General features: G+C 45.6%; 12 protein-coding genes. 7 read left to right on the top strand and 5 right to left on the bottom strand.

Annotation, left to right across the window (positions count from 1 at the left end):
• Positions 1 to 96: 96 nt before the first annotated feature.
• Positions 97 to 237 carry a hypothetical protein gene (locus tag RIC07_RS26390; RefSeq protein WP_446374388.1) on the top strand — a complete coding sequence of 47 codons (141 nt, stop codon included), beginning with the start codon at positions 97 to 99 and terminating at the stop codon, positions 235 to 237.
• 226 nt (positions 238 to 463) lie between these two features.
• Here the strand turns inward: RIC07_RS26390 and RIC07_RS26385 are convergent, their stop codons facing one another.
• The 3 genes from RIC07_RS26385 to RIC07_RS26375 form a co-directional block, all read right to left on the bottom strand.
• On the bottom strand, positions 464 to 1,789 hold the full coding sequence (locus RIC07_RS26385) for an ATP-binding protein (RefSeq protein WP_446397107.1): 1,326 nt from the start codon (positions 1,787 to 1,789) through the stop codon (positions 464 to 466).
• Positions 1,790 to 1,831: 42 nt separating this feature from the next.
• Complete coding sequence (locus RIC07_RS26380) at positions 1,832 to 2,602, bottom strand: tRNA(His) guanylyltransferase Thg1 family protein (RefSeq protein ID WP_446397106.1); 771 nt, start codon at positions 2,600 to 2,602, stop codon at positions 1,832 to 1,834.
• Positions 2,603 to 2,792: 190 nt separating this feature from the next.
• Positions 2,793 to 4,610 (bottom strand): serine/threonine protein kinase, encoded by a 1,818-nt coding sequence (locus RIC07_RS26375; RefSeq protein ID WP_446397105.1) that lies wholly within the window; start codon positions 4,608 to 4,610, stop codon positions 2,793 to 2,795.
• A gap of 463 nt (positions 4,611 to 5,073) precedes the next feature.
• On the opposite strand from RIC07_RS26375, the gene RIC07_RS26370 reads away from it, so the two are divergent.
• The 6 genes from RIC07_RS26370 (at position 5,074) to RIC07_RS26345 (ending at position 10,516) form a co-directional block, all read left to right on the top strand.
• On the top strand, positions 5,074 to 5,730 hold the full coding sequence (locus RIC07_RS26370) for a DUF6391 domain-containing protein (protein ID WP_006101013.1): 657 nt from the start codon (positions 5,074 to 5,076) through the stop codon (positions 5,728 to 5,730).
• 33 nt (positions 5,731 to 5,763) lie between these two features.
• On the top strand, positions 5,764 to 5,970 hold the full coding sequence (locus RIC07_RS26365; protein WP_446397104.1) for a hypothetical protein: 207 nt from the start codon (positions 5,764 to 5,766) through the stop codon (positions 5,968 to 5,970).
• Between the two features lie 265 nt (positions 5,971 to 6,235).
• Positions 6,236 to 6,451 (top strand): photosystem I reaction center subunit IV, encoded by a 216-nt coding sequence (locus tag RIC07_RS26360; protein ID WP_006100856.1) that lies wholly within the window; start codon positions 6,236 to 6,238, stop codon positions 6,449 to 6,451.
• Positions 6,452 to 6,473: 22 nt separating this feature from the next.
• Positions 6,474 to 7,334, top strand: coding sequence for a DNA-formamidopyrimidine glycosylase (locus RIC07_RS26355; protein ID WP_446397103.1), 861 nt, complete (start codon positions 6,474 to 6,476; stop codon positions 7,332 to 7,334).
• Between the two features lie 59 nt (positions 7,335 to 7,393).
• Complete coding sequence (locus RIC07_RS26350; protein WP_446397102.1) at positions 7,394 to 8,011, top strand: Uma2 family endonuclease; 618 nt, start codon at positions 7,394 to 7,396, stop codon at positions 8,009 to 8,011.
• Positions 8,012 to 8,374: 363 nt separating this feature from the next.
• The gene (locus RIC07_RS26345) at positions 8,375 to 10,516 is read left to right on the top strand and encodes an EF-hand domain-containing protein (RefSeq protein ID WP_446397101.1); all 2,142 of its coding nucleotides are present in this window, start codon (positions 8,375 to 8,377) and stop codon (positions 10,514 to 10,516) included.
• A 326-nt stretch (positions 10,517 to 10,842) separates the two neighbouring features.
• Here the strand turns inward: RIC07_RS26345 and RIC07_RS26340 are convergent, their stop codons facing one another.
• Together RIC07_RS26340 and RIC07_RS26335 are read right to left on the bottom strand one after the other, a co-directional pair.
• Entirely contained in the window at positions 10,843 to 11,328 is a 486-nt protein-coding gene (locus tag RIC07_RS26340) for a hypothetical protein (protein ID WP_446397100.1), read from the bottom strand.
• Positions 11,329 to 11,367: 39 nt separating this feature from the next.
• On the bottom strand, positions 11,368 to 11,553 hold a 186-nt coding region (locus tag RIC07_RS26335), incomplete at its 5' end, for a hypothetical protein (protein ID WP_446397099.1).

Here is an 11,553-nt window from a genome sequence, read left to right as displayed (position 1 = left end):
GAGTAGATAGACACAGCTTAAAACCTTACCAGCATTGGTTTTCTACCTTAAGTTGACACGGATGACCGACGTGCGCCCGGTTTAATTGTCAAATTTATGCCACTATTTTACCAAAATATCAGGTGGGCATTACCCACCCTACGGGCTACGATGTTTTTAGGCAATAACCTATCCAGCTTTATCTTCTGTTCCGTTCAAATGAATCCAGAACTTATATCGGTGGGTTACGGCGGATAGTTCATTAAAGGATTATCACGCCAATTAGATTCCGCCTAACCCACCCTACTCGCTAATTGTTGTTTCCAAAAAATAGTTTTGAGTAATTTCATGGTTTCTCTTTTTCTTGTTCCCCCCTTACGAAGGGGGGCTAGGGGGGATTTATTATTTAGGATTGCCACCTTAAGTTAACATAAATGAATGCCTGCTCTGCGATACGATGATAGGCTAAAGCCATTACTACAAACTACAACAGTTGATTCAATGCGGATTGAAAACGCTCAATCCCATAAATTAGGGGATGCACATCATGCCAAACTCTAATCTCTCCTCCTTCATCTAAATATCGATACTCTAAAATACAGCGATTAAATAACAGTTTGCGATACTCGTCTTGATTCGGCATCTGTTTGGTTTTGGCAACCTGTGCCAACATCATCCATTCCGGTTCATTCACCGCTGTGCGATAGGTTTCTCGCAATTCGGTAATCGCCCGACGCACGGCTTTCTTGGCGATGGGTAAACGAGGACTGCGCTGTAAACTGGTTTTCATTAATAGCATTAAGTTTCGCACATGACCGCCACTAATTAAACAGAGTTGTTCGACGGTATTGGTATCCTCGAATACTTGTTCCAAGGTTAAATCTTGGACACTATGGCGAATGCGTTTATCAATTAATTCCTTTAACTTGTCAATCCCTTTGGTATAGGGTTCGCCTGTGGGTTGGCGTACCATGATCATCGGCAAAACTTGTGCTTTACTGTACCGATCTTCTAATACGGTTCCTCGATCTGAATAAACCATGGAAATTGGTACAGTATAAATGGTATGGCAATTTAATTTACTCAGTTGTTCACAACGGTCAATGAAAATCTCATCATGATTACTGCGTTTCCCGTTGGGTTCATAAATCGGCACAATCCGATCTAAGTTATCGGCAATTACGACTAATTCGGAACAACCCCAGGGTAAATTGTGCTTGGCATCAGTGATAAACTCATTTAATGCCTCAATCAAGGATACCGTATTCGCATCCACCTGTTCTCGAATCTTTTGCCGCGTACTGGGAACCGCTCTTAAATTGGCGGTTAATTTGGCAAATTGTAACATCTGCGATTCCAGATTCAAACTCTCAAATTTAACGTCGGTTAGCGCCAAGTCTTTTAAGGAACCCCAGCGATATTTCAACCAATTCAATAAGGGGTCAGGTTTAGCATTATCTTTCAACGCTTCTAATAACCGCCGCGTACACGCCAGTAAAATATCCGTATATTGGGCATCTTCTGGGTCAATATCCTCATCATCAGCGGCAAAATAGACAACATAATACTTCTGCTGTTCCAAGTCAGCTTTCAGCCGCAGCAATTCCGTTGATTTTCCCGCCCCCCGATGTCCGGCATAGAGATTACAGGTGACTCTATCTGATAATAAAATTGACCGTCCTAATTCAATTAAAATATCACAATCGCCCCGCACCTCTTCACAATCCACGTAAGTTGGATCACCAGGGGGTAAGGGGCGAAAGGGGTCAAAGGCATTAAAAATTCGTTTTAATATCTGGAAATCGTTCATGGTTGGTCATTTGTCTTATGTCATTGATGCCGTTCGTCTAACCTAAGACGGATTAATTTCCCTCAATAAATCGCGAATAAACTGACTATATTGGTCTTTCATCGGTAGATTGAACTCCTGTCGAATCCGTTTTCTCGTGGCTTGGGTTGTCTCACCTGTCAGGGGATTCAATCCCGGCTTTTGATAAGATTCCCAATATAATCCTACCCCTCGTTTATGCCAATTCGGTAGATGATTAAAATTAATCCCATGTTGGAATAACAATTCATTCTTATCCGCCACCGATAACCGTTCTAACCTCGCTGTGGCTTGTTGGGCAGTTTTGCCATCATTCCGCAAACACCAATAACTATGAGAGTTTAACGCATTTCTGTGGGCATCTTCTTGTCGCCAACGAAAATAATCAACCACTGTTTCGATTGTCGGTAATTGAGAAATACGACAATCGAAACACGCCACTGTACCCAGGATCAATGAAAATTTCGCACTGGCTTCTCCAGCTAATACGGAGTTCAGCTTGCGTAATTTGCGATTAAAGGCAGATTCAGCGACATCAAAAAGCAGGGATATCTCGTCACTTTGAGTATAGCCATAGATAACCTTTAACCCGCAATTCATCAGATGTTCGACGGTGAGAATCATCGCGTCTCGAAACCGTTGATCAAAGGGGGCTGTAAATGGATGCACCTCCCGCGTTAACCGAGTAAACCCGCGCCCATCTAACCGCGCTATCATATATAATCCGGGCAAAACACAGTGATCATGAGCGGTTTCATAAACCCGAATTTTGGCATCGAGTTCATCAAATTTCATTGGTATTTTAATAGGAAGGAATCTGTCAAGACGTGCCACGGCAATGGTAGGGGCAGATTTAGGAACAATTGTATTGTAGGGGCGGGTTTAGCGACTAAAACTACTTGTCACCAATAAATGAACAACAAAACCCGCCCTATCTCACCGATAACTGATCAACACAACCCGCCCTAATTCATCAGTCTTCTGATTACGGTTTAATTAAATTCCGCTCAAATTTGCGATAACGGGCAATCCGTTTCGCCCGATCCAATGGTGGATATAAAATTAACGTAGCTAAAGGAAAACCTGTGCCTAAAATTGCCCCCAAAACCATCCCATTAACTACCCCTAATTTCAAAGCCATTCCTAAACTAATTCCCAAGGCGGCGGATAAGACAGAAACCCCAAACGCCAACCCTTGACTAAACCCCCGTTGCACACAACTTTGAGCAACTCCTTCCCCTTCAAACGCCGCCATAAATACCACCGCATCCACCGCTGCAAATGCCGCAATTGCCATATCCGTCGCCCGAAATTGAGCGCCAAATCGCGCCACAAATATCGCCGCGACACCCGCAAAAAAAACAGCCGCTACGGTATCTAAGGCTTTCACCTTAACCCCAAAGCGCGATCGCACCTTTGCCATCCCCTGACTAATCCACCCCGACGTAATCGCCGCCACGAGTCCCAATCCTGCCACTAACACCGAAATGAAAATCGCGATCGCAACACCTACTGTGCCACTATGACGTACAATACCATCCCATGCCATGGCTTCAACCCAAGTTGCAGCAGCGGCAAAGAAAATTAATAATCCAACTGAAAAATAGGGAAATTTCTTCGCCGGAATCGGTACAGCTGCTGTCTTCACGTTTAGGATTAAGCTTTGGGTTTCTGGATGAGAATTGCTATGAATTAAGATCTCCCGCTCATACAGCTTATTTGCCATCAGCTTGCGCGTATCCACGGTAATTTTACACAGCACTTGATTGCTGACAAAATGAGTTTGTTCAAAGTAAATCCATTCATGAAAATCAGGCGTGTGGGGCGGATCACTCAAATGAGGAGCGATTTGCCAACGGCTTTCTAATACCGTATCAGGAACAGAGTTCGTCAAAATGACCTTTTTGGTTATCTTTTCCCCCAATTTCTTCGCCGTGACTTCCAAACACGGGACATTGAGATTTACCTCCGGCACTCGAATCACATAAATCGGGTTCAGCGCCTCTAAAGCAGTTTCCGCATCCAGAAAACGGTCTTTGGGTTTCAGTTCCACCATCCTTTGCAGCCACTCAATCCACCGCAAACTCAGCCGAGGAACCCGATGTTTAAAATTAATCCGATAGTCTTCATCAATTAACTGATTAATATCAGTTGAAGCAATACCTGTCAGCAAACAAATCAGCGTTGCGCCTAAGCCATAGAGATCCGAGGCTTCACTCACTTGTTGATTAAACAGCAATTCCGGCGCGATGAACCCAATTGTCCCCTTCGCCACACTACTCATGGCAATTTCACTCCCGCCGATATGCGCCAAGCCAAAATCAACCAGGTAGACATTCAACTCATCATCAACTAGGATATTTTCCGGTTTAATATCCCGATGACTAATTGGCGGAATGCGATTTTGTAAATAAATGAGAATATTGAGTAATGAAACAGCAATTTGCTTAATCTCAGCCGGATCAAAACTACGCCGCACCGCTAAAGACGCGGCTTTTTTATAATCCTGGACTAAACAAAACCCCGTTTCAGTTTGAAATGAATCCAAATAACGGGGAATTCCTGGATGATTCAAGCCACGTAACACTTGAATTTCCCGTTCGATGGCGTCATAATCTGACCAATGTGCCTCACTTTGGGCAAACTGAAACTGTTTAATCACAACAGGTTCTTTCAGCGTTCCCTCTGACGTCAGGGGCGGAATTGGCACCGCTAGGTAGGTGACTCTCCCACCGGCACGATTATGACCTAATTCTCGAACAACCCTGAAACCGTGGCTGGATAAGTCTGGAAAATTACTCATGAGGTAAGTCAAACGTCAAACGTTAGCTAGAGACGTGCCATGGCACATCTGTCAAATTCAGATCTCCCTCTTCCCTTATAGATCCCCCTTGCCTTTCTCTTCAAAAGGTGAAAGTTAAAGAAGGGTTCGTTTTGGTTTGACAGGGAAGCCAGAGGAGGCTTCGCTTTTTTACACAGGGAAGCCAGATGTTGCTTATGCTTTTTATTCTCCGGGGACTAGGGGGGATCAGTCTTATCCAAGCAGTATTGACACCAATCTTTGTTACAGGCACGAACTAAGATGTACGGTGTCTAGATGCTTACCTGGTATTGTATCGCGTCGTTATAGGAGCAGAGGGAGCTGGGGAAGCAATGTAGAGACGTGCCATGGTACGTCTGGGAGCAATGGTACATTTTTCCTGACTTCTCCAACAACCAACGCTACAGTGAAAAGAATATCGGCGAGTTTGAGAGTACATCCTGCTATGACTTATACGACTTCTGCTCAGACGTGGGATTTTAACGTTCCTACACCCTATCCCAGTCAAGATACAGACTTACTCAAGCAACTGCCTTTTGTACCAGGGTTAAAAGAACTGTTAATGTTGCGTCAGGTTCACGCTCTTGAACATGCAACGGTTTGGGTTCTGGCTGATTTAGCCAATGCCAACTATACGTCACGCCCTAGTCGCAGTCGTGCGGGTACAGCTACCACCGTGCATGAGATGGATAATGATACTTTAGGTGGTTTATCTACTGAACAAGGATTTTACCTCTATGGTGAGGTGAATGTATCGGACTTGAGACGTGCGGTTCCTCTGGCGTTGAATCGTCTCACCCAAGGGGAATGGAATTTAGCGGTACATCCTCGTTGCGGTACGAATCTCTCCGTTGGCATGATGTTAACGGCTGGATTAGCCCTAGGCGCTCATCTTCTCCTACCCCGTGGTCCGATTGAACAACTGATTGGTTTAGGTCTAGCCACCGCTACAGCCACCCAACTTACCCCTGACATTGGTATTCTGGCTCAACGCTACCTCACCACGGCGATTCCTTTTAATCTGGCTGTTGAGGATATTAGCGATACCTCCGATATCTGGGGACGACCTGCTTATTTCGTACAAGTGCGATGGCGGGATTAGGTTCAAAAGGGTGTGGGGTGTGGGGTGTCGGGTATGGGGTGTCGGGTATGGGGTGTCGGGTGTCGGGTATGGGGTGTCGGGTATGGGGTGTCGGGTATGGGGTGTCGGGTATGGGGTGTGGGGTATGGGGTATGGGGTGTCGGGTATGGGGTGTCGGGTATGGGGTGTGGGGTGTCGGGTATGGGGTGTCGGGTATGGGGTGTCGGGTATGGGGTGTCGGGTATGGGGTGTCGGGTGTAGGGTATGGGGTGTCGGGAAACAGAAGCAGGTCATATAAACTTCCCCCGCTTCCCCCGCTCCCCCCGCTTCCCCCGCTTCCCCCGCTTCCCCCGCTTCCCCATCTCCACCAGCTTTCGCCCCCCAGCATCTGTCCTATCTCCCTCTATATCTGGAAACCAAGGGGTTTCTCCACCCATCTTTGTAATAAAACTTAAAGTAAAGAGTAAGCAGACACCCCTCATCCAGTAGTACGCTGTAAAACTAGATTCGTAAGGGAAAAATTGATATGGCAGAAGTAACACGCGGCGCAAAAGTTCGGATTAAACGCAAAGAATCCTATTGGTATAACGATGTCGGAACGGTAGCAACCGTAGACAAGAGCGGCATTATCTATCCTGTCATCGTCCGTTTCGATAAAGTCAACTATTCTGGCATCAATACCAATAACTTTGCGGAAAGCGAACTGGTAGTCGTAGCACCAGGGAAGAAGAAGAAGAAGTAACGGAACGGAATCACCCGAAGCCGTGCCTGAATTGCCGGAAGTGGAAACAATTCGCCTGGGTCTGAAGCAAATTACTTGTACCCAGGATATTCAGGGTGGGGATGTGTTGCTCCCGCGCACCATCGCCTACCCTGTTTCTGTGGCGGCATTTTGGGAAGGTGTGAAGCAGACGAGAATTACCGATTGGCATCGACGGGGTAAATATCTGCTTGCCCAACTTACCCACTCTGAGAATGGGGATGCTGGCTGGTTAGGGGTGCATCTGCGGATGAGTGGACAACTCCTATGGATTCAGCAAACGGAACCCTTACAGAAGCATACGCGAGTGCGCTTGTTTTTTCCTCAAGGACAGGAATTGCGCTTTGTGGATCAACGAACCTTTGGTCGGATGTGGTGGGTACCGCCTGGGGAAACGTGCGATCGCATTATCACGGGATTGCAAAATTTAGGACCTGAACCCTTCTCGGATGCTTTCTCCCCAGAGTATTTGACTCAGAAGCTGAAAACGTCTCAGCGTTCGATCAAAACCGCCCTCCTTGACCAATCCCTGGTGGCAGGTGTGGGGAATATCTACGCTGATGAAGCCTTATTCGTGAGTGGGATTCACCCTCAAACTGTTTGCGCCCGATTAAGTGTAAACCAAGTTGAACGTCTGCACCAAGGGATTATTCAAGTGTTAAAAGCGGGCATTGAGGCGGGTGGCACAACCTTCAGCAGCTTCCTCAATGTCCAGGGCGTCAATGGTAACTACAGTGGAGTCGCTTGGGTCTATGGTCGCACAGGAAAGCCTTGTCGCGTCTGTGAGACCCCAATTGAGAGGATTAAGTTGTCCGGGCGTTCGTCTCATTTTTGTCCGCGCTGCCAGTCACCAACGACCAAGTAAGATTTCAGTTCCGGTGTGTAAGAATTGAAGAATTCAGGTATTGCTAAGGTTGTGAGACGATGATTCAAGCTATACCAAAACAATTAACATTTGACGAATTTATTGACTGGTATCCAGAGAATCCAGAGTATCGCTACGAATTGCACGACGGGATAATTATTGCAGTGCCTAAACCAAGGGGGAAGCATTCGGAGGTGGCTGGGTTTACATCTGGGGAACTGTTCCTGGAAATTCGGCGGTCTCAACTGCCTTATTTTATACCGAAAGAATGCGTGATTAAACCTGCACGCGAGTCGAGTTATGAGCCGGATGTCATTGTTTTAGATAAGATTGGTGTGGCGAATAACGAATCTCGCTGGGACAATGAATCTATCATTATGTTTGGGACTTCTATCCGTTTGGTTATAGAAGTGGTTTCCACGAATTGGAGCGATGATTATGCCCTGAAATTGGAAGATTATGAGGCGATGGGCATTCCTGAGTATTGGATTGTAGACTATCTTGGATTAGGCGGTAGGCGTTATATTGGTAATCCTAAGCAACCGACGTTTTCGGTTTATCAACTTGTTGATGGTGTGTACCAGGTGCAGCAGTTTCGGGGAGATGAGCGGATTGTGTCAGCAATTTTTCCAGAGTTGAACTTGACGGTTAATCAAATCTTTAGTGCTGGGGTGTGAGCGTGTTTAAGTTTTAACCCAACCTACTGGCTGCGTCACGCCACTACAATTTGCCTACACACTCTAAGTAGGTTGGTGGAAATAAACTCAACCTTATGAAGTTATGTTAACAAGCCTCAAACCCTTACAAAGGACGAATGACGAATGACGAATGACGATCCCCACCGTTAACTTTAATTGTCCACACCTACTTAAAGTCGGGTGGGCATTGACCGAAATACGTTAGAGTAGCTAACGATTTTAATTTTATTGGATTTGACGCTCTTTTGTAACATTCGCCAGCAAAGTCCCCTATTTACAGGCTGATTATGGTAGTATACTCTTTGTCTAGCTAAGTTATAAATCAGGTCGTCAACAAATAGTATGCAAATATCGGAACGCCAAATGCACCGCTTTCGATGGCTGCTGACCATTGGTTGGTTGTTACTAATTCTTTCGTTGTTCTATGACCCTTTCTCTCCTGGATTAACCACTCCTGACAATACAGTTAGTCCTTTAAGAATTGACCCTACTCTTTGTGTAAATGTTCAGGGAACTTGTATAGAAGAGAGTCCTTATGCCTTGGGAGCGCCTATTTTTTGGGGCATAATTGTCCCCACCGCTATTTTCATTTTGTTGGTATTTGGACATGAATTATGGCGTCGGATATGTCCATTGTCATTCCTGTCCCAAATTCCTCGCGCTTTGGGATGGCAACGGAAACAACGACGAGTTCATCCTAAAACTGGTAAAGTACGCTATCAGGGAGTAAAAGTGACTCAAAATTCCTGGTTAGGTCGGAATCATTTGTATCTCCAATTTGGACTGTTTTATCTAGGATTATGTAGCAGAATTTTGTTCGTCAATTCCGATCGCACAGCCTTGGCAATTTTTTTATTAACAACCATTATTGGGGCAATTGTAGTGGGCTACCTCTATGAGGGTAAATCCTGGTGTCAGTATTTCTGTCCCATGGCTCCGGTGCAAAAAATTTATGCTGAACCTAGAGGATTGTTGACGAGAACAGCTCATGAGGAAGATCGCCAAAAGATTACGCAATCGATGTGTCGCACCCTAAACAAAAAAGGCGAAGAACAGAGTGCTTGTGTGGCTTGTCAGAGTCCCTGTATTGATATTGATGCGGAGCGTTCCTACTGGGAAACGATTATGCAACCGCAACAACAGTGGCTCTACTACGGTTATGTCGGATTGGTCTTGGGTTACTTCATTTATTATTATCTTTATGCCGGGAATTGGGACTACTATTTCTCTGGCGTTTGGGCGCATCAAGAAAATCAGCTAGCTACATTAATGAGTCCAGGATTTTATCTGGGAAATCAGCCCATTTCCATGCCTAAGTTAGTCGCTGTTCCGCTGACATTAGCCACATTTGCATTTGCCGCATCTAGCATAGGAATTAGTATAGAAAAACGCTATAATGCGGTTCAGCGACGCCAGCAGCAACCCCTAAGTCAAGAACTAATCCGTCACCGGATGTTTACCCTTTGTACTTTCTTTGTCTTTAACCTATTCTTTGTCTTTGCCGGACGAAATTTTATCCGGTTGTTACCTGCACCGATACAATATTTATTTCCACTACTTATTGCCATCTGTAGTACGCTATGGCTCTACCGGACATGGCAACGCCATCCCCAACGCTACCGCAAAGAAAGTCTAGCCAGCCGACTGCGGCGACAGCTCAGTAAATTAAATTTAGATATCTCACGTTTTTTAGAAGGGCGATCGCTCGATTCTCTAAATGCTGATGAAGTTTATGTTTTAGCTAAGATTTTGCCAAATTTTACCAAGGAAAAACGGCTTCAGGCTTATAAAGGAATTTTGACAGAAGCTCTTAATGAAGGGTATGCTGACGTTTCCAGCAGTTTGAATATTCTTCAACCAATGCGGCGGGAACTCGATATTTCTGAGGCTGAACATCAGGGAATTTTAACAGAGCTTGGAGTTGAAGATCCTGATCTGCTTGATCCGCAAAACCCCAGGAGTCGTGAAGATTGGTGGCGTCAAGAAAGTTATCGTGAAGCCCTCTTGACGCTCATTCTGGAGTTTTCCCAGAATCATCCAGAGCAACACTTAGTCACCGAGTTAGCTGAAGTGATTAATGGCAAAAAGCCGATGACTGATTTGGAGACCTTACTCAAGCAATTATCGAAACGTGAATCAAAAAGCATTGAGCAGACTCGCCAAGATTACGGGGTTACCACAACGGAGGAAGCCGAGATTATTAAACAAACTGATCCGCATCAGTTGTGGCGCATGATCATCAGCTATACCTTTGATTCATTCAAACATTTAGACGAAGACGAGCGCCTAATGGCATATTTTCGGCTTTTGGACAAGGATGATTCAGGTTACATTAGTGGCAAAGAATTAGAAGTTTGTTTGCGAGAGATTAATTCCCAAGTTACTCACGCTGAAATTGAGGCAATGCTGAAGCTAGCCGACACCAACCGCGATCGCCAAATTAGTTATGAGGAGTTTAGGGAAATTTTGCATCTTATAGACTAGCTATGATAAATTACTACAACGTAATCTTTATTTAGTCTTTAGTGTTTGACCATCTGGGCTAAAGGTGACTGAGCTCAACTCTGTTTTCAGGTAGGCGTACTCGAAACAAAAATTTGAATGATGAAAACCTGAGAGCCTATCGAGGACAAATAGTAAGTATAGGTAGGCGTTCAATCAGAAAATCAAGATACCCATACCAACCCAATGATTTGGTGATATTCGACGGAAACGTTTATCGAGTACGAGGAATGCAAAATCTAGGAACTAGAGTAGCCTTGTATGCTGATAAAAACTTAACGGCTGATGTCAGAAAAATCCAACCCTATTTATGGAGAAAAGGAATTTGTGAACAACTTACATCCTGACTCGCATTCATCTACGCTTGATTCAAAGAATACAAGACGTAGGATTCTGCGAGATCCGGCTAAACCAAACGCCGGACAGGGGATTTCGGTGGATGATTCCTGGGCTGATAATAGAGATTCTTGTGCCGCCAACCGCGCTATCTCGGTACGAATTCCGGTTAAGGTGGGGAGTCGATCCAACCGTTGATGCAGGGTTCTCATCGATTTTTGTAAGGAGTCGATTTTCTGGTTGGTGAGAACGTCTGCTGGAGTGCGCGATCGCTTAGCCACTTCAATGAATACGGTAGCAAATGCAGCAAATTCACGCTTGGGGTCAATTTCTAATTCTCGGATTTCATCCCCCAAGGCGTATCCGTCGAGAAAGGCTTCCCCTTGTTGCAGGAGAATGGAGGGGTTATTGCGATCGAAGGCTTGGCGAAAAGCCTGTTGATATTTGCTCCTGTTCACGGAAAAAGAGTTAAACCCTTTTATACCCTTGCACCGCTATCAGGGGAAATGTACTATGGCTCCCCCTGCTTCCTCTGCTCCCCCTGCTTCCCCAGCTTCCCCTGCTCCCCCAGCTCCCCCTGCTTCCCCAGCTCCCCCTGCTTCCCCAGCTCCCCCTGCTTCCCCAGCTCCCCCTGCTTCCCCAGCTCCCCCTGCTTCCCCAGCTCCCCCTGCTTCCCCAGCTCC

Source organism: Coleofasciculus sp. E1-EBD-02, assembly GCF_040218245.1.
Classification (GTDB): domain Bacteria; phylum Cyanobacteriota; class Cyanobacteriia; order Cyanobacteriales; family Coleofasciculaceae; genus Coleofasciculus.
Note: the sequence above shows the minus strand (reverse complement) of the source record. Positions and strands in the feature narration are given on the sequence as shown.